The sequence below is a fragment of the Burkholderia sp. Bp9090 genome (genome assembly GCF_003857985.1).
In the GTDB taxonomy this organism is placed as follows: domain Bacteria; phylum Pseudomonadota; class Gammaproteobacteria; order Burkholderiales; family Burkholderiaceae; genus Burkholderia.
Window position 1 is genome coordinate 1 of sequence record NZ_QTPV01000053.1, and the last position, 22,928, is coordinate 22,928.

The following is a 22,928-nucleotide window of genomic DNA, read 5'->3' on the forward strand; positions in this document are numbered from 1 at the left end:
TCAGGTGTGTAAGCGCAGTAATGCGTTCAGCTAACTGATACTAATTGCCCGTAAGGCTTGATCCTATAACAAGTCTGCCTTATGGATCGGCGCCGTGCGACAGCACCGGCCGCAAGATCCAGAGCGACGAGTTGAATTCTCGTGTGTGATACACACAACTCAAAATTACTGCTTCTTCCAAGATTGGTTCTGTTGGCCATGCCAGCAGAACAACCCTCTTTGCCTGATGACCATAGCGAGTCGGTCCCACCCCTTCCCATCCCGAACAGGACCGTGAAACGACTCTACGCCGATGATAGTGCGGATTCCCGTGTGAAAGTAGGTAATCGTCAGGCTCCCTAAGCCAGAAACCCCCGCCCGAACAGGCGGGGGTTTTTGCATTTGCAGCGCAGAAATGCACGATCTCAGCGAATGTCAGGACGGCCGATCGATCAGATCGGATCCCGGAGTCCTGCAGTTTGTCGATTTGCAGGCATGTCGCAGTTCAACCGATCTGCGATCCATGTCCTGCGACGACACGCCAGCCGCTGCCCGGTCGGCGCCACAGGCGCGTGTAGGCGAACGTGCCGTTGAATGCGGTGCCGTCGAAACAACCGGCAAGCATGGCCTTCGTCGTGGTGAGGATCATCTCGCCGATCGCTTTTGCCTGCGTTTCCCGAATATCGAGTGTGTCGAGACGCAGCAGTTTCGCGCGATGGGCGGTCAGATCGTCGTGCTTCGAGATGACCTGCCCACTCGGAACGGTGAAGACCAACTCGTCATCCAGCAACGTGTCCGTGCGTCGACGCCGTTGGCGAGCATTGCCGCTCGAAGTGCGGTTTCATAGGGTTCGATGACTGCACGAACGGTATCCATATCGGGGCCTCGCATCAGCTCGAAGGATCAGGATTCCACGGATGGTCGGCGGGTGTGCCGCGGTGCCGACAAACGGTACGGTGGTTGCGGGTTCGCAGCCGAATCGACTGCATGGCCGTCGAACGAGCAACAATCGCCGCCTCAAGCAGAGGAACACGGTTCTTCCATACCTTGCATGACGGCCGCACCCGTCAGCGCGCTCGCACCGAGCGTGGCGCCAGCGCCCCAATTCAATGCTCCGCCTGCGCCCCGTTGACTTCCCGCCGAAACGCCCCCGGGCTCGTCCCCGTCCATTTCCGGAACGCACGATGAAACGCGCTGGGCTCGGTAAAACCGAGTTCCGCCGCGATTTCCGCGACGCTGAGCGTTTGTCCGCGCAGCAGCGACTGGGCCAGCGCGCCGCGCAGTTCGTCCTTGATCGACGCGAAGCTCTGCCCCTCGCTGCGCAGGCGTCGCCGCAGCGTCGCGGGCGTCGTGCCGAGGCGCACGGCCAGCGTATCGAAGTCCGGCCACTCGCTGGCCGGCAGCGCCTTCAGGCGTGCGCGCGTCTTCGCCACCCAGCCGGTGTCGTGTCGATAGCGCACGAGCAGGTTGCCGGGCGCGCCGCGCAGGAAGGTCTTCAGCGCCTGCGCGGAGCGGATCGTCGGCAGCGCGAGGTACGTGGCGTTGAACGCGAGCCGGCTGTCGGGACGGTCGAAATGCACGGGCACACCGAAGAACTGGTGGTAGTCAGCGCGCTGGTCGGGGCTCGGGCACGCGAAATCGATGCGCTGCAGCGGAATGCGCCGGCCGATCAGCCAGCAGGCGACGCCGAGCAGGATCAGCCAGAACGTCCGGTAAGCAAACGCCGAATACGGTGCGCCTGCCTGCGTGAGGACGATCTGCGCCTGGCCGTCGGCGACCACGAGCTCGCCGTGCGGTTCGTCGAGCACGGCACGCAGGAACTGCAGCGCACGCCGCAGCGCCTTCTCGAGCGTGCCCGCGTGCAGCACGGCATGGCACAGCAGCGTGAAGCTGCCGCGCCGCATCGGGCGGGCCGCGAGCCCGAAGAATTCGTCATCGATCGCGCTGGCGATCGCCAGCCACAACCGGCCGTACTGCTGCGGCGTGACGGGCTCGCGCACGGCGGCCGGCAGGCCGGCGGCACGCAGCACGGCCTCGGTCGACATCCGCCGCCGGCGCAGGCTCTCGAGCGCATCCTCGACGAAACCCGGCGAGATCATCTGCGGCCCCATTTTTCATGCCCTCCAGACATGGCAAAAGCGATCACGATTCTAGATTCTGTTTGTCATTGATTGCAATGTGACGGCTGTCTACCATCATCGATATACCCCCGGTTCGCCGGCGGTCATAACGAACAGGAGACACGCATGCGTGATGGAGCAACCGCCCGGGTGGTGCCGGCCTACGCCGACGCCGTGGCCGGCTTCCGTATCGAGACTGCCGCCGCACAGCTGCACGGCGACCTGGAGCAGGGCCTGAACGCCTGCGTGGAATGCTGCGACCGGCATGCGGCGGCGGATCCGGATGCGATCGCGCTCGACTGGATCGACGTCGGCGGCCGGCACCGCAGCTTCACGTTCGCGCAGATGCAGGCGCTGTCGGCGCGGGTCGCGAACCTGCTGGTCGAGGAGGGCGTGAAGCCGGGCGACGTGGTCGCCGGCCTGTTGCCGCGCACGCCCGAACTCGTCGCGACGATCCTCGGCACGTGGCGCGCAGGCGCCGTCTATCAGCCGCTCTTCACCGCGTTCGGACCGAAGGCGATCGAGCACCGGCTGCGCATGAGCGATGCGCGTCTGGTCGTCACCAACATCGCGAATCGCGCGAAGCTCGACGAGATCGTGGATTGCCCGCGGGTCGCGACGGTGCGCGAGGCGGGCGACGCGCTGCCGGCGCGCGACATCGATTTCCGTGCGGCGCTCGACGCACAGTCCGCGCTATTCGAACCGGTGCCGCGCAAGGGCACCGACCTGTTCATGATGATGTCGACGTCGGGCACGACGGGCCTGCCGAAGGGCGTGCCGGTGCCGCTGCGCGCGCTGCTCGCGTTCGGCGCATACATGCGCGACGCGGTGGACCTGCGCGCCGGCGATCGTTTCTGGAACATCGCCGATCCGGGCTGGGCATACGGCCTCTACTACGCGATCACGGGCCCGCTGCTGCTCGGCCACGCCACGACGCTGTACGAGGGCGGCTTCACGGTCGACAGCACCTACGACGTGATCGAACGGCTCGGTATCACGAGCCTCGCCGGTTCGCCGACCGCGTACCGGATGCTGATGGCGGCCGGCACGGAAGCAGCATCGCGCCTGAAAGGGCAGCTGCGGGTCGTCAGCAGCGCGGGCGAACCGCTGAATCCGGAAGTCGTGCGCTGGTTCCACGCGGCGCTCGGCGCGCCGATCTACGATCACTACGGCCAGACCGAACTCGGCATGGTCGTGAACAATCATCACGGGCTCGCGCACGTCGTCCATACCGGTTCGGCCGGCCTCGCGATGCCCGGCTATCGCGTCGCGGTGCTTGACGACACCGGTCGCGAACTCGGCCCCGGCGAGCCCGGCAACCTCGCGATCGACATCGCTCGCTCGCCGCTGCTGTGGTTCTCCGGCTACTGGCAGCAGGACACGCCGGCCATCGCGGGCGGCTACTACCGGACCGGCGACAACGTCGAGCTCGAGCCGGACGGCACCGTGAGCTTCATCGGCCGCGCGGACGACGTGATCACGTCGTCCGGCTACCGGATCGGCCCGTTCGACGTGGAAAGCGCGTTGATCGAGCATCCGGCCGTCAGCGAGGCCGCGGTGATCGGCGTGCCGGACCCGGAGCGCACGGAGATCGTCAAGGCGTTCGTCGTGCTGTCGAAGGGCTTCGACGGCACGCCGGCGCTGGCCGACGAACTCAGCCAGCACGTGAAGCGGCGGTTGTCGGCCCACGCCTATCCGCGCGCGATCGAGTTCGTCGACGCGCTGCCGAAAACCCCGAGCGGCAAGATCCAGCGCTTCGTGCTGCGCAAGATGGAAGCCGAGAAGGTCGCTCAATCCTGACTATCGAATACTGACTACGGACTGCGAATGAACATCAAGGATCGCGTTTTTCTGATTACGGGCGCCGGTTCGGGCCTCGGTGCCGCGGTGGCGCGCATGGTGGTCGCCGAAGGCGGCAACGCCGTGCTGCTGGACGTCAATGAAGACGCCGGCGCGAGCCTCGCGCACGAACTCGGCACATCCGCACGCTTCGTGAAGACCGACGTGACGAGCGAAGCCGACGGGCAGGCCGCCGTTGCCGCCGCGCGCGCTGCGTTCGGCCGCATCGATGCGCTCGTGAATTGCGCGGGCGTCGCACCGGGCGAGAAGGTGGTCGGCCGCGAAGGCCCGCATTCGCTCGATCGCTTCGCGCGTGCGGTATCGATCAACCTGGTCGGCACGTTCAACATGATCCGGCTGGCGGCGGATGCGATGTCGAAACAGGACGCCGACGCGGAAGGCGAGCGTGGCGTGATCGTCAACACCGCGTCGGTCGCGGCGTTCGACGGACAGATCGGGCAGGCCGCGTATGCGGCATCGAAGAGCGGCGTGGTGGGCATGACGCTGCCGATCGCGCGCGAGCTCGCGCGGTTCGGCATTCGCGTGGTGACGATCGCGCCGGGCATCTTCGCGACGCCGATGATGGCCGGCATGCCGCAGGACGTGCAGGACGCGCTCGGCAAGAGCGTGCCCTTCCCGCCGCGGCTCGGTCGCCCCGACGAATTCGCGGCGCTGGTGCGCCACGTCGCCGAGAATACGATGCTGAACGGCGAAGTCATCCGTCTCGATGGCGCGCTGCGCATGGCACCGCGCTGACACTGGAGGAATGCAATCATGACGACACAGGATCCGATCGTAATCGTCGGCGCGGCACGCACGCCGATGGGTGGTTTTCAGGGCGACCTGGCCGCTGCCAGCGCGAGCGAGCTCGGCGCGGTGGCGATCCGCGCGGCGCTCGAGCGCGCGAACGTGCCCGCGGAGCGCATCGATGAAATCGTGTTCGGCTGCGTGCTGCCGGCCGGGCAGGGCCAGGCGCCGGCACGGCAGGCCGCGCTGAAGGCCGGCTTGCCGCTGGGTACTGGCGCGACCACGGTCAACAAGATGTGCGGCTCCGGAATGAAGGCCGCGATGTTCGTGCATGACCTGCTGCTGGCAGGTTCGGCGGGCGTGGCCGTCGCGGGCGGGATGGAGAGCATGACGAATGCGCCGTACCTGCTGCCGAAAGCGCGCGCGGGGATGCGGATGGGCCACGGCCAGGTGCTCGACCACATGTTCCTCGACGGTCTCGAGGATGCGTACGACAAGGGCCGGCTGATGGGCACGTTCGCGGAGGATTGCGCGCAGGCCTACCAGTTCACGCGCGAGGAGCAGGACGCGTTCGCGATCGCGTCGCTGACGCGCGCGCAACGCGCGATCGCGGAAGGGCGCTTCGTGTCGGAGATCGCGCCGGTGACGGTGAAGGCCGGCAAGGCGGAAGCCGTCGTGTCGATCGACGAGCAGCCGGGCAAAGCGAAGCTCGACAAGATTCCGACGCTCAAGCCGGCGTTCCGCGAAGGCGGCACGGTGACGGCCGCCAATTCGTCGTCGATTTCCGACGGTGCGGCCGCGCTCGTGATGATGCGCCGCTCGGAAGCGGACCGGCTCGGCCTCGCGCCGAAGGCGGTGATCGTCGGGCATTCGACCTACGCGAACAAGCCGGGGCTGTTCGCGACGGCGCCGATCGGCGCGATCCGCAAGCTGTCGGAGAAAACCGGCTGGAACCTGCGCGACGTCGACCTGTTCGAGATCAACGAAGCGTTCGCGGTGGTTGCGATGGCCGCGATGCGCGATCTCGACCTGTCGCACGACAAGGTGAACGTGCACGGCGGCGCGTGCGCGCTCGGCCATCCGATCGGCGCATCGGGCGCACGCGTGATGGTGACGCTGCTGGCCGCGCTCGAAGCGTATGGGCTCAAGCGCGGCGTCGCGTCGCTGTGCATCGGCGGCGGCGAGGCGACGGCGATCGCGATCGAGCGCGTCGCGTAACGCGCGCCGGGAGGACGCAGGCGGTCTGGTCCGGGGCCATACCGCCGCATCGGCGAAGCGCGTCACGCGCGCTTCGCCGAACCCGCCGTCATTCGACCGTTTCGCCTTTCGCCTGCAGGTCGGCGTGATAGGACGAGCGCACCATCGGCCCCGATGCGACCTGGCTGAACCCGAGCGCAAGCGCGCGCTGCCGCAACTGCGCGAATTCCGCGGGTGGAACGAAGCGCTTCACGGGCAGGTGGTGGCGGGTCGGCTGCAGATACTGGCCGAGGGTCAGCATGTCGACACCATGCGCGCGCAAGTCGCGCATCACCTGTTCGACCTCGTCGATCTCTTCGCCGAGGCCCAGCATCAGGCCCGACTTGGTCGGCACGTTCGGCGCCGCGGACCTGAATGCCTGCAGCAGGCCCAGCGAGTGCCGGTAGTCGGCGCCCGGCCGCGCCTCGCGATACAAGCGCGGCACGGTTTCCAGATTATGGTTGAACACATCCGGCGGGGATGCCGCGAGCAGGTTCAGCGCGACCTCGTGCCTGCCGCGAAAATCCGGCGTCAGCGCCTCGATCCGGAGTGCCGGGTCGATCCCGCGTGCGGCGCCGATGCAGGCCGCAAAGTGTGCGGCGCCGCCGTCGCGCAGGTCGTCGCGATCGACCGACGTGATCACCACGTACTTGAGCCTCATCGCTGCGATCGTTTCGGCGAGTCGTGCCGGCTCGTCCGGATCGAGCGGAAGCGGGCGGCCGTGCCCGACATCGCAGAACGGACAACGCCGTGTACAGATGGCGCCCATGATCATGAAGGTCGCCGTGCCGTGAGCGAAGCACTCGCCGAGATTCGGGCAACCGGCTTCCTCGCATACCGTATGCAGCTTCTGCTCGCGCAGGACCTTCTTGAGCGCCATCACCTCGCGCGAGCCGGGAAAGGCGGCACGAATCCATTCAGGCTTGCGCGGCATGTCGGCCGGTTCGGTCGCGACGATCCTCACGGGGATGCGAGCCATTTTTTCGGCGGCGGAGAGCCGGGTTCCGGCGGCCATCGGCGTGTTGCGGATATTCGTGTTCGCCATGGCTTACCCGCGGTAGTAGCGTTGCGCGACGAACGGGGTTCTCGCGACTTCCATCGGAACCGGTTTGCCGCGGACGATCGCATGCAGCGCCGTGCCCGGTGTCGCGAATTCGGCCGCGACATGGCCGATGGCCACCGGGCCGCCGTACGTCGGACCGAAGCCGCCGCTCGTCACCGTGCCGATCGAGCGCCCGTCGGCGTCGACGATGTCGGCGCCCTCGCGCACCGGCACCCGGTCTTTCACGACGAAGCCGACGCGTCTTCTTTTCACGCCCTCGGCGATCTGCCGCGCGACGACATCCGCGCCGGGATAGCCGCCGGCGCGTGCACCGCCAGGGCGTCGCACTTTCGAGAGGGCCCACAGCAGCCCGCCTTCGATCGGCGTGGTGCCGGTGTCGATGTCGTGGCCGTACAGGCACAGGCCGGCTTCGAGACGCAGCGAATCGCGCGCGCCGAGGCCGATCGGCTCGACGGCAGGGTCGGCCAGCAGCAGGCGTGCGAGTGCTTCCGCCCGATCGGCCGGCACGGAGATCTCGTAGCCGTCCTCGCCGGTGTAGCCGGAGCGGCTGACCATGCACGCCGCGCCGGCCAGCTCGACACGCGTGCTTTGCATGAAGACCAGTTCGGCCAGGCGGGGCGCCAGGCGCGCCAGAATCGACGCGGCGGCCGGCCCTTGCAGGGCGAGCAGCGCGCGGTCGGCCAGTTCGACGACGTTACAGCGGTGGCCGATCCGTTCCCTCAGATGGCGGAGGTCGCGGTCCTTGCACGCGGCGTTGACGACCGCGATCAGCTCGGCGTCGCCGAGGCGGGTGATCATCAGGTCGTCGAGAATGCCGCCTTGCTCGTTCGTGAACAACGCGTAGCGCTGCATGCCCGGCGGGAGGTCGATCACGTCGACCGGCACCAGCGTTTCGAGCGCGGCGGCGGCATCCGGGCCCGACAGCAGCACCTGTCCCATGTGCGAGACATCGAACAGCCCGGCCTGCTCGCGCGTGTGAAGATGCTCTTTGAGGATGCCGAGCGGGTACTGGACGGGCATTTCGTACCCGGCGAACGGAACCATCTTCGCGCCGAGCTCGACGTGAAGGTCGTGAAGTGGAGTACGGGAAAGTGGGATCGTCATCGTTATTCCGGATCAACAGGATTTTAGGAGATCGCGCGCGGCACAGCTTCGGAGTACGGAATGAACGACTGGAACGATCCCGTATCCGGAGGCGTGTCCCGTTCTCCGGAGCGACGTCGAAGTCGCTCCCGAAGAACGGTCGGGCAATGGCCCGAGCGGCCGTTACTTGCCGTATACCGGGAATGCGCCGCACAGTTCGGCGACGTGTCGCCGAACGCGGTCGATGACCGACGGGTTCTCGATATCGGCCAGGATGTCGCAGATCCAGCCGGCCACCGCGCGCGCTTCCGCTTCCCTGAAACCGCGGCTCGTCACGGCAGGCGTGCCGATGCGAATGCCGCTGGTGACGAACGGGCTCTGCGGGTCGTCGGGCACCGCGTTCTTGTTCACGGTGATGTGCGCGCGGCCCAGCGCCGCATCGGCCGCCTTGCCGGTCAGCCCCTGGCGGATCAGGCTGACGAGGAACAGGTGATTGTCCGTTCCGCCGGAGACGATGTCGAAGCCGCGTTTGACGAACGTATCGGCCATGGCCCGGGCGTTGGCGACCACCTGCTGCTGATGGATCCGGAACCCGGGCGACAGCGCTTCCTTGAACGCAACGGCCTTGGCGGCGATGACATGCATCAGCGGGCCGCCCTGGATGCCGGGGAACACGACGGAATTGAGCTTCTTCTCGATCTCCGGGTTCGTCCGGGCGAGAATCAGGCCCCCGCGCGGGCCGCGCAACGTCTTGTGGGTCGTCGTGGTGACGACGTCCGCGTGCGGCAGCGGATTCGGGTACGCGCCGGCCGCCACCAGGCCCGCGACGTGGGCCATGTCGACGAACAGGTATGCGCCGATGGCGTCGGCGATCTGCCGGAAGCGTGCCCAGTCCACCACGCGGGAATAGGCGGAGAAGCCGGCCGTGATCAGTTTCGGCCGTTGCGCGGTCGCCAGCGCCTCGACCTGGTCGTAATCGATCTCGCCGGTTTTCGCGTTCAGGCCGTACTGCACCGCACGATAGAGCTTGCCCGAGAAATTCACATGCGCGCCATGCGTCAGGTGACCGCCGTGCGCGAGGCTCATGCCGAGTATCGTGTCGTGCGGCTCGAGCAGTGCCATGTAGACGGCGGCGTTGGCCTGGCTGCCGGAATGAGGCTGCACGTTCGCGTAGTCGGCACCGAACAGCGCCTTTGCGCGATCGATCGCCAGCTGTTCGACAACGTCGACGAATTCACAGCCGCCGTAGTAGCGCTTGCCCGGATAGCCCTCGGCATACTTGTTGGTCAGCACCGAGCCTTGCGCCTGCAGCACGCGCGGGCTCGTGTAGTTTTCCGAAGCGATGAGCTCGATATGGTCTTCCTGGCGAATGCGCTCGCGTTCCATCGCCGTCCACAGTTCGTCATCGAAGCCTTCGATCCGCATGTCTTTGCTGAACATTTTTCCTTCTCCTGGTATCGGTGCGGCGCGCACGTCGGGTGCGCGGCCGCTCAAGCAGGGTTGAGTGTCGTTACGAGTGGGGCGGCCGGCGCGTCACGATCGATACGCTTCCATCGGCGGACACGAACACACGAGGTTGCGGTCGCCGTAGACGTTGTCGACCCGCGAAACCGGCGGCCAGTACTTGCCGCCTGCCGTCGCCGCGACGCCGAGCGGATAGACGGCCTGTTCGCGCGAATACGCGTGAGGCCAGTCGCCCACGAGTTCGGCCGCCGTGTGCGGCGCGTGCTTGAGCGGATTGTCTTGGGCATCCAGCGTGCCCGCTTCCACGGCTGCGATTTCGGCGCGGATCGCGATCATCGCGTCGATGAACCGGTCGAGTTCGGCCTTCGATTCCGATTCGGTCGGCTCGATCATCAGCGTGCCGGCGACGGGGAAGCTCATCGTCGGCGCGTGGAAGCCGAAATCGATCAGGCGCTTGGCGACGTCGTCGACGCTGATGCCGCTGCTGTCCTTCAACGGCCGCAGGTCGATGATGCATTCGTGCGCGACGCGGCCGTTCGGCCCCGTATAGAGAATCGGGTAGTGTGGCGAGAGGCGCGCGGCGATGTAGTTGGCGTTGAGGATCGCCACCTCGGTTGCACGCTGCAACCCGCGCGACCCCATCAACGTGATGTAGGTCCACGTGATCGGCAGGATGCTCGCGCTGCCGAGCGGCGCCGCGGACACCGCACCGATCCCCGGCACGCTGCCCTCCCGATGCCCGGGCAGGAACGGCGCGAGATGCGCCTTGACGCCGATCGGGCCGACGCCGGGGCCGCCGCCGCCGTGCGGGATGCAGAAGGTCTTGTGCAGGTTCAGGTGGGACACGTCGCCGCCGAACGCGCCCGGCCGGGCGAGGCCGACCAGCGCGTTCATGTTGGCGCCGTCGATGTAGACCTGGCCGCCGTGCGCATGGACGATGTCGCAGGCGTCGCGTACGCGGGCCTCGAACACGCCGTGGGTCGACGGATAGGTGATCATGATCGCGGCCAGCCGGCTGTCGTACCAGGCGGCCTTGGCGGCGAGGTCCTCGATGTCGACGTTGCCGTCGTCGTCGCAGTCGACGACGACGACCTGCATGCCGGCCATCTGTGCGGATGCCGGGTTCGTGCCGTGCGCCGACGACGGAATCAGGCAGATGTCGCGCCGTGCCTCGCCGCGGCTCGCGTGATACGCGCGGATCGCGAGCAGGCCCGCGTATTCGCCTTGCGAGCCCGCATTCGGCTGCAGCGACACCGCGTCGTATCCGGTGATCGTGCACAGCATTGCCTCGAGTTCCCGCGCCAGCACGCGATAGCCGTCGGCCTGTTCGGCCGGTGCGAACGGATGCAGCCGGGCGAACGCCGGCCACGTGATCGGCATCATTTCCACGGTGGCGTTCAGCTTCATCGTGCAGCTGCCGAGCGGAATCATCGTGCGGTCGAGCGCGAGATCCTGGTCGGCGAGCCGGCGCAGGTAGCGCAGCATTTGCGTTTCCGAATGGTGGCTGTTGAACGCCGGGTGCGTGAGGAAGGCGCTCCGGCGCAGCAGCGGGGCAGGCAACGCATCGGCGGTGGCGGCGTCGACGGCCGCGAAGTCGGGAACGGCGCGCCCTTCGGAGAAGATCGACCAGAGCATGACGATATCGTCGGACGTGGTCGTCTCGTCGAGCGAGATGCCGATCCGGCGCGCGTCGATGGTGCGCAGGTTGACCCGGCGGGCCCGTGCCGCCTCGTGCACGGCATCGGTGCGAATGCCGCTGTCGACGGCGATGGTGTCGAAGCAGTATTCGGTTGGCACGGCATGGCCGAGCCGGCGCAGGCCAGCGGCCAGGATCGCGGTGAGGCGGTGGATGCGGCGCGCGATCGCGGTCAGTCCGTGCGGGCCGTGATAGGCCGCGTAGAAGCCGGCGATATTGGCGAGCAGTACTTGCGCGGTGCAGATGTTGCTGGTGGCCTTCTCGCGCCGGATGTGCTGTTCGCGCGTCTGCATCGCGAGGCGCAGCGCCGGGCGGCCGTGCGCGTCGATCGACATGCCGACCAGTCGTCCCGGCATCGTGCGCCTGAACGTGTCGCGCGTCGCGAAATAACCGGCGTGCGGGCCGCCGTAACCCAGCGGCACGCCGAAGCGCTGCGTGGTGCCGACCGCCACGTCGGCGCCGAATTCGCCCGGCGGCGCGAGCAGGGTCAGCGCGAGCAGGTCGGCGGCGACCACGGCCAGCGCGCCGTTCGCATGCAGGGTGCCGACCACGTCGCGGTAATCATGGATGTCGCCGAAGGTGCCCGGATATTGCAGCAGCGCGGCGAAACAGCCGGTGGCGGACAGATCGCGGCGCGGATCTCCGACGACGATCTCGATGCCGAGCGGCTCCGCGCGCGTGCGAACGATCTCGATCGTTTGCGGATGGCAATCATGTGCGACGAAGAAGATCCGGCTGTCCGACCGGGCGAGGCGCCGGCAGAACGTCATCGCCTCGGCGGCCGCGGTGCCTTCGTCGAGCATCGACGCGTTGGCGATCTCGAGGCCGGTCAGGTCGGCGATCATGGTCTGGAAGTTGAGCAGCGCCTCCAGGCGGCCTTGCGAGATTTCCGGCTGGTACGGCGTGTAGGCCGTGTACCAGGCCGGATTTTCCAGCACGTTGCGCTGAATGACCGGCGGCGTGTGGGTGTCGTGGTATCCCATGCCGATGAACGAGCGGAACACCTGGTTGCGGCCTGCCAGTGCAGCCAGCCGGTCCAGCGCGTCGGCTTCGGTGCAGCCGGGAGGCAGGGCGAGCGGGGCATCGCTGCGGATCGCCGCGGGGACGACCTGCTTCACCAGCTCGTCGACGGAGTCCACGCCGAGCACGGCCAGCATCGCGGCCTGTTCGTCGGCATCGGGGCCGATGTGGCGGCGGACGAACGACGCGCGCTGCGCGACGGAATCGAATGCGTTCATGGCCGTCTCCGTCATTCGCCGATATAGGCGCGATACGCGGCGGCATCCATCAACCCGGTCAGCTGCTCCGGGCTGTCGATGCGCATCCTGAAGAACCAGCCGTCGCATTCCGCCGAATCGTTGACGAGGCTCGGCGTGTCGCCCAGGGCGGCGTTCGCTTCCAGCACGGTGCCGGAGACCGGCATCTTGACCTCGCCGGCGGCCTTGACCGATTCGACGGTGGCGGCCTCGTCGTACTGGGCAAAGGCGTCGCCTTCGTTTGGCAGTGCGACATAAACCAGATCGCCCAGCTGCGATTGCGCGTGGTCGGTAATGCCGACGGTGGCGCTGCCGTCGTCTTCGACGCGCAGCCATTCATGGGATTCGGTGTATCGGACCTCGCTCATGTGCTCTCTTCCTGACAGGGTTGCGTTGAGTGATGCGGCACACGCAAGCCGGAAGTGCACGGGCGGGAGGATGACCGACGAGTCGGCATCCGGACGAGACCGGGGCATTCCAGGCTGCGTGCCTGATGCCCCCTCTGTCCGTTTGCCTGAGAGATTGCGCGCCCCGGCGGGGCGCTTCTCCTTCGGCGAGGCTTGGTCGACGACCAGAGGCCTACTCTCCAGAGCGCTAATCGATGCGTCAGTCCTTTTGCCTGAGAGTTTCTGGGGCGATTCCCCTTCGGCGCCGCCGGACGGCGGTCTCTCCTGACACATCCCGATAGCTGGCGACAATCTAGTCGCACGCCCGCGGCGGTGTCAACACCCCATTCGACCGCCCATGCGGCGAGGCAGATGCCGCGGCACGGCGCAGGCGCGCCGAAAACGGCGCGCGGCATGGCGGAGCAAGGCCGCGCGGCGATCGCGGCCGGTCGATACTTCGGTGGAGACCGAAATGAATATCCGATATCGACTATCTGTCCGCCGGCGGGGGGCGGTTGCCCGACTGGGCCATCAGGTCGTCGAGGAACGCGCGAAGCACGGTCGGCTGCGCGGCGCCGCGGCGCGTGATCGACGAGAACGGCCACGCGGACGTGAGCTGTTCCGCGGCGAGCTGGCGCATCTGGCCGGCGTCGACCCACTGTCTCGCGTAGTGCCGCGGCAGAAAGCCGATGTAAGCGCCCGTCAGGATCAGGATCGCCTGTGCCTCGACATTGTCGACGGTCGCGGCCGCGCTGCCGCTCTCGAGCAATTGCAGGTCGCGCTGCTGCAGGAACGCGCGCGCGACCACCTGGCTTTGCCGGACGCGCTCGATCAGCGCGTCGCCGGTGGCGTCGGTCGAGAACAGCGGATGGTAGCGGCTGCAGTAGAGGCCGTCGGGCTCCTCGTACAGCTGCGTGTAGGACAGGCCGGCGACGGTGAGCGGGAAGTGGCCGATCGCGAGGTGAAGCCGCCCGTCGAGCACGCGCTCCTCGAGCTCGGCCGGCGTGCCGATGTAGATGTCGAGCTGGACGTCGTGACCGCGCGAGACGAACCGGCGCAGCGCGAGCGGCAGGATGCTGTCGGTGTCGGTGACCGTGTTGTCGATGATGCCGAGATGAAGCCGGCCCGAGATGCGCTGCTTGAGCGCGTGTGTGTCCATGCAGAACGCTTCCACCGCGAGCGCGAGGCGCTGCGCGGATTCGTAGGTCGCGACGCCGTGTTCCGTCAGACGAAAGCCGCTGCGGCCGCGTTCGCACAATTTGACGCCGAGGCGCGTTTCGAGGCTGGTCATCTGCTCGCTGATGGTCGACTGGCTTACGTTCAGCGCGGCCTGCGCGGCGGAGAAACCGCCGCATTTCACGATGGTCATGAAAATCCTGAGCAGTTTCAGGTCGATGTCCTGCAGCTGTTTCACGTTCCGTTCTCCTCCGTCCGTCACATCGGAATATCCGATATGGACATCTGATGCCTGCTATTTTTCCGGAAAAAATTTTTGCCCATAGTGACCGCAAAGGCAAGCGCATGGACGGCCGTGCGCCGAAGACGAATCCGCATACAGATGGAGACGGAGACAATGCAGAACAACAGCTATGAAAAGGGCAGGCTCAACCTGCCGTTCGTCGGTCACTGCACCTTTGCGAAGGCGCCGGTGTGTCTCGACTGGGAGAACATCGACGCGGACGTCGCGATCCTGGGTGCGCCCAACGACATGGGCACCCAGTGGCGCTCGGGCGCGCGCTTCGGCCCGCGCGGCATTCGCGAGGCGTCGACGCTGTTTTCGTTCGGGCACGCGGGCGCCTACGATCACGAAGACGACGTGCTCTACCTGACCGAGGACCAGGTTCGCATGGTGGACGTCGGCGATGCGGACATCGTGCACACCGACATGGCCACGAGCAACGCGAACATCGAACTGGCCGTGCGCAAGATTCTCGCCGGCGGGGCGATGCCGGTAGTGCTCGGCGGCGATCATTCGGTGCATGCGCCGGTGATCAAGGCGTTCGAAGGCCGCGGGCCGATTCACATCGTGCATTTCGATGCGCACCTCGACTTCGTCGACGAACGCCACGGCGTGCGATACGGACACGGCAACCCGTTGCGCCGGGCCTCCGAGATGGACCATATCGCCGGCATGACGCAGCTCGGCATCCGCAACGTCTCGTCATCCAACCGCAGCGACTATGACGCGGCCCGCGCCGCGGGTTCCAACATCCTGTCCGTGCGCGATGTCCGGCGCCTCGGCACCGACGGCGTGCTCGAGCAGATTCCGCAGCGCGGCGCCTACTACATCACGATCGACATCGACGGCTTCGATCCGTCGATCGCGCCGGGAACCGGCACGCCGAGCCACGGCGGTTTCCAGTACTACGAAGTGCTCGAGATCATCCAGGCGCTCGCGAAGCGCAGCCACGGAAGCATCGTCGGCATGGACCTGGTGGAAGTGGCGCCGGCTTACGATCCGACCGGCACGACCTCGATCCTGGCCGCGCAACTGCTGATGAACAGCATCGGTTTCATTTTCCACGCGCGCAGCCTGGCCCGCGCCCGCTGAGACATTCATATCAGGAATCGGGCGCGACGTCTCGCGGGACGCCCGAAGTCACTACCGTACGGCCCGGGGGACCTCGCCGAGAGGCGCCGGGCAGGCTATCAAGGAAGATCAACATGGATGCCGTAGTCGCGCAATATCTCGATCGTCACGATGTTTCCCAGGCGACCCGCAACTTTCTCGCCAGGCCGATGAAGATGTTCATCGGCGGCGCGTGGGTGGACGGCAGCGACGGCCAGTTCAGCGCCGTCACCGAGCCGTCGACCGAGGGCGTCATCACGCAGATTCCGTTCGCGACGCCGGCCGATCTCGACCGTGCCGTCGCCGCCGCCCGCCACCAGTTCGATCACGGCGAATGGCGCCGCCTCAAGCCGCTGGAGCGCGAGCGGCTGCTGCACCGGCTGGCTGACCTGATCGAGGCGCACGCGGACGAACTCGCGGAGATCGAGTCGATCGACATGGGCAAGTCCGTCGCGCAGGCCCGCGCGATCGATATCCAGGGCACGGTCGATACGTTCCGCTATTTCGCCGGCTGGGCATCCAAGCTGCACGGCCGCACGGTCGAGCCGTCGCTGCCGGGCAACTATCTGGCTTATACGCGCAAGGAGCCGATCGGTGTCGTGGGCGCGATCGTGCCGTGGAACTATCCGCTGCAGACCATGGCCTGGAAGCTGGCGGCCGCGCTGGCGGTCGGCTGCACGACGGTCGTGAAGCCGGCCGAACTCACGTCGCTGTCGACGCTGCGCTTTGCCGAACTGGTGCAGGAAGCCGGCATTCCGGACGGGGTGGTCAACATCGTGACCGGTCGCGGCAGCGTGATCGGCGCCGCGATGGCGAGCCACCCGGGCATCGACAAGCTGACCTTCACGGGTTCGACGCCGGTCGGGCGCGACGTCGGGCAGAACGCGGTGCGGCACATCAAGCGCGTGACGCTCGAACTCGGCGGGAAATCCCCGGTCATCGTGCTGGACGACGCCGATATCGATGCCGCCGCGCAGGCCGTGGCCAACGGCGTGTTCTTCAACTCCGGCCAGGTGTGCGACGCGGGCACGCGGGCCTACATCCACCGCGACATCCATGACCGTTTCCTCGCGGCGCTCGCCGACTACACGGCGACGTTGAAGATCGCCCCCGGGCTGGATCGCGATTGCTTCATCAGCCCGCTCGTGTCGGCCAGGCAAAAGGACACGGTCCTGTCGTACATCGAATCCGGCATCCGGGAAGGCGCCGAATGCTACTACGGCGGCCGCGCCCATGCGGGCCCGGGGCACTTCGTCGAACCGACGATCTTCGCGCATTGCCGTCCCGACATGCGGATCGTCCGCGAGGAAATCTTCGGCCCGGTGCTCGTGACCGCGCCGTTCGACACGCTCGACGAGGCCGTGGCGCTCGCGAACGATTCGTCGTTCGGCCTGGCCGCCGCGATCTACTCGAACGACCTGGGCCGCGTGCACGGCCTGATTCCGCGGTTGCAGGCGGGCACGGTCTATGTGAATGCGCACAGCACCATCGATCCGGCGCTGCCGTTCGGCGGGTTCAAGACGTCCGGGTTCGGCAAGGACCTCGGGCCGGAACAGCTCGACTATCTGATGGAGACCAAGTCAGTCTGCATCACGCTTCCCTGACCGGTTGCACGTGATGTGCCGCCTTCGGCCGGCATGCACGGCAAAAGCCTGCAGCCGGCCGAAGGCGGCCTGATTCCGATGCGAAATCTTCTCGACCCGTTCGTCCGGACCGGTCCGGGGAATTCGCTCTGCTTAGCCCTTTGCGATCATGGGGTACGACATGCAGGCAGAAACAAACGTATTGAAGGCGCCGCGCGGCGACCACGGTGCCATCGAGGCGCACTCGATCGACTTCGTCCCGGAAAGCGAGCGTACCGACCGGCTGGCCAGCCAGGGGCCGTTCTGGTTCGTCGGGAACTTCACGTTCTTCACGATGACGATCGGCTTCGTCGGGCCGAGCGTCGGTCTCGATTCGTTCTGGACCACCGTCTCGGGCACGCTCGGCATCATGTTCGGCACGCTGTTCATGGCGTTCCACGGCTCGCAGGGACCGCATCTCGGCTTGCCGCAGATGATCCAGTCGCGCGCGCAGTTCGGTTATCGCGGCGTCGTGCTCGTGCTGCTGGCGACGTTGTTCGTCTTCGCGGGCTTCAACATCGTCAACCTGGTATTGATGATGCAGGGCCTCAGGACGCTGTTCCATTGGGATCCGCTGCAGGTCGCGCTGGTCGTGACGGTGCCGGCCACGATCCTCGCGATCCTCGGACACGACTGGATGCACCGGACGTTCAAATGGTCGTTGTATCTTTCGCTGCCGCTTTACGGCCTCGTGACGCTGGCGGTGCTGGCCGGCTGGATCCATGACGCGCCGGCGGCGGCCGGTGCGCCGGTCGCGAAGCTGGGCTTCAACTGGACCGGCTTCATCGCGCAGTTCGCGGCGGCGGCCAGCTACAACATCGCGTATGCGCCGTACGTGTCGGACTATTCGCGCTACCTGCCGAAGAACACGCCGAGCGGCAGGCTGATCGCCGCGGTGTTCGTCGGGGCATCGCTGTCCGGCGCGTGGATGATCGCGGTGGGCGGATGGCTCGGTGCGCACCTGCATGCGACCGATGTGCTCGTCGCGCTCCACGGCGTGGGTGCCGGAATCGCGCCGCAGCTGGGCACGGCGGTCGTGGCCATCACGATCGTCGCGTTCCTGCCGGTGATCGCGATGAACATCTACAGCGCGAAGCTGACGGCCATCACCAGCGTGGACTCGTTCCGGAAGGTGGAGCCGACCGCGAAGGCACGGATCGCGGCGATCGTCTTCGTCGTGCTGCTGCAGTTCGGCGTCGCGATGCGCATCTACGCGTCCGGTTCCGGCCTGTCGGTGCTCAACATCTATCTGGTGGTGATGCTGTATTTCCTGGTGCCGTGGACGGCAGTCAACCTGACCGACTACTTCTTCGTGCGCAAGGGGCGTTACGCGGTGCCGCATTTCTTTCGCCCGCGCGACAGCCTGTACGGGAACTGGGGCGGACGCGGCCTGCTTTCGTACCTGATCGGGTTCGTGTCGATGGTGCCGTTCTTCTGCATCTTCGACGGCGACCGCGAGGTCTATGTCGGCCCGCTCGCGAAGGCGATGGGCAGTGTCGACCTGGCCTGGCTCGTGGGGCTGATCGTCTCGGCGCTCGCGTACTACGTGCTGTGCCGGTCGCTCGACCTGCGGCGCGAGGAAGCGGAAATCGCGCACATCGAAGCGCACATGCCGGAGTTCACCACCGGCGAGAAAAAGCGCGGCTGACCCGGCACGCCAGGATCATTCATCGAGCAGGATAATCAAGATGACTAAATACTACGACTACATCATTGTGGGCGCCGGGTCGGCGGGATGCGTGCTGGCGAACCGCCTGACCGAGGATTCGAACGTCAGCGTGCTGGTTCTGGAGTACGGCGGAAGCGATCGCAGCGTGATCATCCAGATGCCGAGCGCGTTCTCGATGCCGATGAACACGAAGCGGTTCAACTGGCACTACGAGACGGCGCCGGAACGGAACCTGGACGGACGCCGCCTGCATTGCCCGCGCGGCAAGGTGCTCGGCGGCTCGTCGTCGATCAACGGCCTGGTCTACATTCGCGGGCATGCGTGCGATTTCGACGAATGGGAATCGCTCGGCGCGCGCGACTGGGGATACCGCAACTGCCTGCCGTATTTCCGCAAGGCCGAGAGCTACAAGTTCGGCGGCGACGAATATCGCGGCGCGGACGGCCCGCTGAGCACCAACAACGGCAACAACATGCAGAACCCGCTGTACGGCGCATGGGTGGAAGCGGGGGCCGAGGCCGGCTACATCAAGACCGACGATTGCAACGGCTACATGCAGGAAGGGTTCGGCGCGATGCACATGACGGTCAAGAACGGCGTTCGGTGGTCGACCGCGAACGCGTACCTGCGCCCGGCGATGCAGCGACCCAACCTGACCGTTCTCACCCATGCGATGACGCGCCGGATCGTGATGGAAGGCAAGCGCGCGGTCGGCGTGGTCTACGAGCAGGGCGGCGTCCAGCACACGGTACGCTGCACGCGCGAAGTGCTGGTGTCGTCGGGGCCGATCGGCTCGCCGCATCTGCTGCAGCGCTCGGGGATCGGGCCGGCCGACGTGTTGAGCAAGGCAGGGATCGAGGTCGTGCACGACCTGCCGGGCGTCGGCGAGAATCTTCAGGATCACTCGGAAATCTACATTCAGTACGAGTGCAAGGAGCCGGTGTCGCTCAACGGCAAGATGGGGCTGCTCGGCAAGGCGATGATCGGCCTGCGCTGGCTGCTGTTCAAGGACGGGTTGGGTGCCAGCAACCATTTCGAGGCAGGCGGGTTCATCCGTTCCGAAGCAGGGCTGCGCTGGCCCGACATCCAGTTCCACTTCCTGCCGGCGGCGATGCGTTACGACGGCGACAAGCCGTACAAGGGGCACGGCTTCATGGTGCTCACGGGGCCGAACAAGCCCAAGAGCCGCGGGCACGTTCGGGTTCGCTCCGCCGATCCGTACGAGCATCCGGAGATCCGGTTCAACTATCTCGACCGCGAGGAAGATCGCGAGGGGTTCCGTCGCTGCGTGCGCCTCACGCGCGAGATCGTCGGGCAGCCGGCCATGGATCGCTTCCGCGGCGTGGAGCTGGCACCCGGCCCGGACGTGACGACGGACGACGAGATCGATGCGTTCGTGCGTGCCAACATGGAAAGCACGATGCATCCGTGCGGCTCGTGCCGGATGGGCGAGGACGCGATGGCCGTGGTGGATTCGGAATTGCGCGTGCGCGGCGTTCAGGGCCTGCGCGTCATCGATTCGTCGGTGTTTCCGACCGAGCCGAACGGGAACCTGAACGCGCCGACCATCATGCTGGCCGAGCGGGCGGCCGATCTGGTGCGCGGGCGGAAGACGCTCGCGCCGTCCGATGCGTCGGTCGGCTTCGTCGAGAACTGGGAAGCGCAGCAGCGCACGGGCGTTCCCAAGCGCAAGGTGGCCGCTTAAGCGCGGCGCACGGCGGCGCGCGTTCGGCGGTCACGTCACCGATCGCGCGCCGCCTCCGGCGACACCGCGCCGCACGCGCGGATCACGAGCTGCACGACCTCTTCGGTCGTCTCGGCGAAAGCCTTCTGCGTGAGCGCACGCTTGCCGCTCAGCGCGCGGATCTGCGCATCGAAATCCGCATAGTGCTGGGTGGTCGCCCAGATCAGGTACATCAACGCGTGCGGATCGATCGGCGCGAGCAGGCCGCGCGCGATCCAGCCTTCGATCACCTTCACGCGCGTGTCGAACCACGGCTTCACGCGCTCCGACAGGATGTCCTGCATGTGAGCGGCGCCGTGGATGATCTCGTTCGCCCAGACCTTCGAGCCGAGCGGGCGCCGTCGCGACAGATCCATCTTCGCGCGCACGTAGCTGGCGATCGCTTCGACCGGATCGTCGCCGGTCTCGAACGATCCGGCCGCGCGGTGCCAGTCTTCGAACAGGTCGTCGAGCACACGGCGGTACAGCGCAAGCTTCGTCGGGAAGTAGTAATGCAGGTTCGCCTTCGGCAGGCCCGCGCGCTCCGCGATCATCGCGGTGCTCGCGCCGTCGAGCCCGCGCTCCGCGAACACGGCTTCCGCGCACGCCAGCAGATGCGCTTCGTTGGACTCGCGGATGTGTGCCTTGCGTCGCCGCAAAGGCGTGCCCGTTTCGTCGTCGCCGATGGTGTCGGCGGCCGCCTGGTCATGTCTCATCGTTGCCCTCGCGCGGCATGCATGCCGCGTTGGGCTTCATTCTAGCCGCTGGTTCGCATCGAACGCACGCGCGAACACATCGGCGCGTGCGCGGTGCTGCGATGCGGTGGCACGTTTCTCGCTCGATCGATTCACGCAAGAAAGACATTGCGCTGCGCATTTTGATCGTCTAAAACCTGTCCAATCGGACAGGATTCGACGGGCGGCGGAACGTAGTGCCAACCCTGACGCCGTTTGATCGGACGAATCGCGCGAACGATGCGCATCTGCACCTCGCAGGTGCGGGTTTGCCCCGACGGCTGCAATGCGCGCACCGGCATGGGCCGGGATGACGGCATGACCGACCCCACAGGAGCGATACGAATGGACACGGTATCGGAAACAGTGAAGCGGGCAGGATTCGACACGTCGATCAAGGTCGACGGCAGGCGGTTGTGGGACAGCCTGATGGAGGTCGCGAAGATCGGCGCCACGCCGAAAGGCGGCGTCTGCCGCCTCGCGCTGACCGATCTCGACAAGGCCGGCCGCGACCTGATCGTCGGCTGGGCGAAAGCCGCCGGCTGCGCGGTGACGGTCGATACGATGGGCAACGTGTTCATGCGCCGCGCGGGCCGCGTGGCCGACGCGGCGCCGGTCGTCACCGGGTCGCACGCGGACTCGCAGCCGACGGGCGGCCGCTTCGACGGCATCTACGGCGTGCTCGGCGGTCTCGAAGTGATTCGCACTCTGAACGATCGCGGCATCGAGACCGAACACCCGGTCGAGGTCGTGATCTGGACCAACGAGGAAGGCTCGCGCTTCGCGCCGGCGATGGTGGCGTCGGGCGTGTTCGCCGGCGTGTTTACGCTCGAGTACGGGCTGTCGCGCAAGGACGTCGACGGCAAGACGATCGGCGAGGAGCTCGCACGCATCGGCTACGCGGGCGACGTGCCGTGCGGCGGCCGCAAGCTGCACGCGGCGTTCGAGCTGCATATCGAGCAGGGGCCGATTCTCGAGGCCGAGTGCAAGACGATCGGCGTCGTGACGGACGCGCAGGGGCAGCGCTGGTACGAGATCACGTTCACCGGCCAGGAAGCGCACGCGGGGCCGACGCCGATGCCACGCCGCCGCGACGCGCTGCTCGGGGCGTCGCGCGTGGTGGACCTCGTCAACCGGATCGGCCTCGATCACGCGCCGTTCGGCTGCGCGACGGTCGGGATGATGCAGGTTCACCCGAACTCGCGCAACGTGATCCCGGGCCGCGTGTTCTTCACCGTCGATTTCCGTCATCCGGACGACGCCGTGCTCGCGAAGATGGACGCCGCGCTGCGCGACGGCGTCGCGCGCATCGCGGGCGACATCGGGCTCGAAACCGAGCTCGAGCAGATTTTCTACTACGAGCCCGTCGCGTTCGATCCGGCCTGCGTGGCGGCCGTGCGCGACGCGGCCGAGCGCTTCGGCTACTCGCATCGCGACATCGTGTCGGGTGCGGGGCACGATGCGTGCTACCTGGCGCAGGTGGCGCCGACGTCGATGGTGTTCGTACCCTGCGTCGACGGCATCAGCCACAACGAGATCGAGGACGCGACGCCTGCGTGGATCGAGGCCGGCGCGAACGTGCTGCTGCACGCGATGCTGTCGCGTGCCTGCGAGCCGGCTTCATGACGGACGGGATATAGCGCGGCCGGCAGGCTGCGCACTGCGTGACATTGGCATTCCAAAGCATGACCGCCCCGACTGTGCATTCGCAGCCGGCGGGGACGGCTTTGTCTCCACCCAGT

Annotated in this window: 18 protein-coding genes, 1 rRNA gene, 1 pseudogene and 1 riboswitch; of the genes and pseudogenes, 10 read left to right on the forward strand and 10 right to left on the reverse strand. The window is 66.8% G+C overall.

Translation table 11 applies throughout. The features are described 5' to 3' along the window. The first annotated feature begins 222 nt into the window (after positions 1–222). Positions 223–335: ribosomal RNA gene (gene rrf, locus DIE16_RS31900) — 5S ribosomal RNA — on the forward strand. A gap of 149 nt (positions 336–484) precedes the next feature. Here the strand turns inward: rrf and DIE16_RS31905 are convergent. Both DIE16_RS31905 and DIE16_RS31910 read right to left on the reverse strand, forming a co-directional pair. After that, positions 485–855 (reverse strand): annotated as a pseudogene (locus tag DIE16_RS31905) (nuclear transport factor 2 family protein). Between the two features lie 230 nt (positions 856–1,085). Next, entirely contained in the window at positions 1,086–2,090 is a 1,005-nt protein-coding gene (locus DIE16_RS31910) for an AraC family transcriptional regulator (protein ID WP_124894116.1), read from the reverse strand. A gap of 135 nt (positions 2,091–2,225) precedes the next feature. On the opposite strand from DIE16_RS31910, the gene DIE16_RS31920 reads away from it, so the two are divergent. From DIE16_RS31920 to DIE16_RS31930, 3 genes are read left to right on the forward strand one after another with little or no spacing between them, the layout of a single operon-like run. Further along, positions 2,226–3,899 (forward strand): acyl-CoA synthetase, encoded by a 1,674-nt coding sequence (locus tag DIE16_RS31920; RefSeq protein WP_124488496.1) that lies wholly within the window; start codon positions 2,226–2,228, stop codon positions 3,897–3,899. A gap of 27 nt (positions 3,900–3,926) precedes the next feature. Further along, the gene (locus DIE16_RS31925; protein WP_124894117.1) at positions 3,927–4,694 is read left to right on the forward strand and encodes a 3-hydroxyacyl-CoA dehydrogenase; all 768 of its coding nucleotides are present in this window, start codon (positions 3,927–3,929) and stop codon (positions 4,692–4,694) included. 18 nt (positions 4,695–4,712) lie between these two features. Continuing rightward, positions 4,713–5,903 carry an acetyl-CoA C-acetyltransferase gene (locus DIE16_RS31930; RefSeq protein WP_124894118.1) on the forward strand — a complete coding sequence of 397 codons (1,191 nt, stop codon included), beginning with the start codon at positions 4,713–4,715 and terminating at the stop codon, positions 5,901–5,903. Positions 5,904–5,991: 88 nt separating this feature from the next. Here the strand turns inward: DIE16_RS31930 and lipA are convergent, their stop codons facing one another. From lipA to DIE16_RS31960, 6 genes are all read right to left on the reverse strand, one after another. Then, positions 5,992–6,966: a lipoyl synthase gene (gene lipA / locus DIE16_RS31935; protein WP_124488499.1), complete on the reverse strand. Its 975-nt coding sequence runs from the start codon at positions 6,964–6,966 to the stop codon at positions 5,992–5,994. Between the two features lie 3 nt (positions 6,967–6,969). Then, positions 6,970–8,088 carry a glycine cleavage system aminomethyltransferase GcvT gene (gene gcvT, locus DIE16_RS31940; protein WP_124523610.1) on the reverse strand — a complete coding sequence of 373 codons (1,119 nt, stop codon included), beginning with the start codon at positions 8,086–8,088 and terminating at the stop codon, positions 6,970–6,972. A gap of 162 nt (positions 8,089–8,250) precedes the next feature. Further along, the gene (gene glyA, locus DIE16_RS31945) at positions 8,251–9,507 is read right to left on the reverse strand and encodes a serine hydroxymethyltransferase (protein WP_124646631.1); all 1,257 of its coding nucleotides are present in this window, start codon (positions 9,505–9,507) and stop codon (positions 8,251–8,253) included. Positions 9,508–9,600: 93 nt separating this feature from the next. Next, the gene (gene gcvP / locus DIE16_RS31950) at positions 9,601–12,465 is read right to left on the reverse strand and encodes an aminomethyl-transferring glycine dehydrogenase (protein WP_124646630.1); all 2,865 of its coding nucleotides are present in this window, start codon (positions 12,463–12,465) and stop codon (positions 9,601–9,603) included. Positions 12,466–12,476: 11 nt separating this feature from the next. Next, positions 12,477–12,851 (reverse strand): glycine cleavage system protein GcvH, encoded by a 375-nt coding sequence (gene gcvH, locus DIE16_RS31955; RefSeq protein ID WP_124488503.1) that lies wholly within the window; start codon positions 12,849–12,851, stop codon positions 12,477–12,479. 229 nt (positions 12,852–13,080) lie between these two features. Beyond that, positions 13,081–13,167, reverse strand: a riboswitch (glycine riboswitch). A 192-nt stretch (positions 13,168–13,359) separates the two neighbouring features. Next, the gene (locus DIE16_RS31960; protein WP_059534474.1) at positions 13,360–14,283 is read right to left on the reverse strand and encodes a LysR family transcriptional regulator; all 924 of its coding nucleotides are present in this window, start codon (positions 14,281–14,283) and stop codon (positions 13,360–13,362) included. A gap of 50 nt (positions 14,284–14,333) precedes the next feature. On the opposite strand from DIE16_RS31960, the gene DIE16_RS37350 reads away from it, so the two are divergent. The 5 genes from DIE16_RS37350 to betA all read left to right on the forward strand — a co-directional run bounded on the left by DIE16_RS37350 (position 14,334) and on the right by betA (position 20,434). Next, complete coding sequence (locus DIE16_RS37350; protein WP_260427325.1) at positions 14,334–14,462, forward strand: hypothetical protein; 129 nt, start codon at positions 14,334–14,336, stop codon at positions 14,460–14,462. Further along, the gene (gene speB / locus DIE16_RS31965; RefSeq protein ID WP_124488504.1) at positions 14,443–15,420 is read left to right on the forward strand and encodes an agmatinase; all 978 of its coding nucleotides are present in this window, start codon (positions 14,443–14,445) and stop codon (positions 15,418–15,420) included. The genes DIE16_RS37350 and speB overlap by 20 nt, the downstream gene beginning before the upstream one ends. A 113-nt stretch (positions 15,421–15,533) precedes the next feature. Continuing rightward, positions 15,534–17,042, forward strand: coding sequence for an aldehyde dehydrogenase (locus tag DIE16_RS31970; protein ID WP_124646629.1), 1,509 nt, complete (start codon positions 15,534–15,536; stop codon positions 17,040–17,042). Positions 17,043–17,202: 160 nt separating this feature from the next. Continuing rightward, on the forward strand, positions 17,203–18,708 hold the full coding sequence (locus DIE16_RS31975; RefSeq protein WP_221622576.1) for a cytosine permease: 1,506 nt from the start codon (positions 17,203–17,205) through the stop codon (positions 18,706–18,708). Positions 18,709–18,748: 40 nt separating this feature from the next. After that, a complete protein-coding gene (gene betA, locus DIE16_RS31980; RefSeq protein WP_124571969.1) occupies positions 18,749–20,434 on the forward strand; it encodes a choline dehydrogenase in 1,686 nt (561 codons plus the stop codon). Positions 20,435–20,469: 35 nt separating this feature from the next. On the opposite strand, the gene DIE16_RS31985 is transcribed toward betA, so the two are convergent. Both DIE16_RS31985 and DIE16_RS36835 read right to left on the reverse strand, forming a co-directional pair. Further along, positions 20,470–21,168 (reverse strand): TetR/AcrR family transcriptional regulator, encoded by a 699-nt coding sequence (locus DIE16_RS31985; protein WP_124488508.1) that lies wholly within the window; start codon positions 21,166–21,168, stop codon positions 20,470–20,472. A gap of 131 nt (positions 21,169–21,299) precedes the next feature. Next, positions 21,300–21,506, reverse strand: coding sequence for a hypothetical protein (locus tag DIE16_RS36835; RefSeq protein WP_185735541.1), 207 nt, complete (start codon positions 21,504–21,506; stop codon positions 21,300–21,302). 25 nt (positions 21,507–21,531) lie between these two features. On the opposite strand from DIE16_RS36835, the gene DIE16_RS31995 reads away from it, so the two are divergent. Further along, positions 21,532–22,812: a Zn-dependent hydrolase gene (locus DIE16_RS31995; RefSeq protein WP_124646628.1), complete on the forward strand. Its 1,281-nt coding sequence runs from the start codon at positions 21,532–21,534 to the stop codon at positions 22,810–22,812. The last annotated feature ends 116 nt before the right edge of the window (positions 22,813–22,928 follow it).

Excerpts from the sequence above, each read along its gene's own strand:
- DIE16_RS31910 (WP_124894116.1), bottom strand. The coding sequence starts at position 2,090 with ATGGGGCCGCAGATGATCTCGCCGGGTTTCGTCGAGGATGCGCTCGAG.
- DIE16_RS31920 (WP_124488496.1), top strand. The coding sequence starts at position 2,226 with ATGCGTGATGGAGCAACCGCCCGGGTGGTGCCGGCCTACGCCGACGCC.
- DIE16_RS31925 (WP_124894117.1), top strand. The coding sequence starts at position 3,927 with ATGAACATCAAGGATCGCGTTTTTCTGATTACGGGCGCCGGTTCGGGC.
- DIE16_RS31930 (WP_124894118.1), top strand. The coding sequence starts at position 4,713 with ATGACGACACAGGATCCGATCGTAATCGTCGGCGCGGCACGCACGCCG.
- lipA (WP_124488499.1), bottom strand. The coding sequence starts at position 6,966 with ATGGCGAACACGAATATCCGCAACACGCCGATGGCCGCCGGAACCCGG.
- gcvT (WP_124523610.1), bottom strand. The coding sequence starts at position 8,088 with ATGACGATCCCACTTTCCCGTACTCCACTTCACGACCTTCACGTCGAG.
- glyA (WP_124646631.1), bottom strand. The coding sequence starts at position 9,507 with ATGTTCAGCAAAGACATGCGGATCGAAGGCTTCGATGACGAACTGTGG.
- gcvP (WP_124646630.1), bottom strand. The coding sequence starts at position 12,465 with ATGAACGCATTCGATTCCGTCGCGCAGCGCGCGTCGTTCGTCCGCCGC.
- gcvH (WP_124488503.1), bottom strand. The coding sequence starts at position 12,851 with ATGAGCGAGGTCCGATACACCGAATCCCATGAATGGCTGCGCGTCGAA.
- DIE16_RS37350 (WP_260427325.1), top strand. The coding sequence starts at position 14,334 with ATGCCTGCTATTTTTCCGGAAAAAATTTTTGCCCATAGTGACCGCAAA.
- speB (WP_124488504.1), top strand. The coding sequence starts at position 14,443 with ATGCAGAACAACAGCTATGAAAAGGGCAGGCTCAACCTGCCGTTCGTC.
- DIE16_RS31970 (WP_124646629.1), top strand. The coding sequence starts at position 15,534 with ATGGATGCCGTAGTCGCGCAATATCTCGATCGTCACGATGTTTCCCAG.
- DIE16_RS31975 (WP_221622576.1), top strand. The coding sequence starts at position 17,203 with ATGCAGGCAGAAACAAACGTATTGAAGGCGCCGCGCGGCGACCACGGT.
- betA (WP_124571969.1), top strand. The coding sequence starts at position 18,749 with ATGACTAAATACTACGACTACATCATTGTGGGCGCCGGGTCGGCGGGA.
- DIE16_RS31985 (WP_124488508.1), bottom strand. The coding sequence starts at position 21,168 with ATGAGACATGACCAGGCGGCCGCCGACACCATCGGCGACGACGAAACG.
- DIE16_RS36835 (WP_185735541.1), bottom strand. The coding sequence starts at position 21,506 with ATGCCGTCATCCCGGCCCATGCCGGTGCGCGCATTGCAGCCGTCGGGG.
- DIE16_RS31995 (WP_124646628.1), top strand. The coding sequence starts at position 21,532 with ATGGACACGGTATCGGAAACAGTGAAGCGGGCAGGATTCGACACGTCG.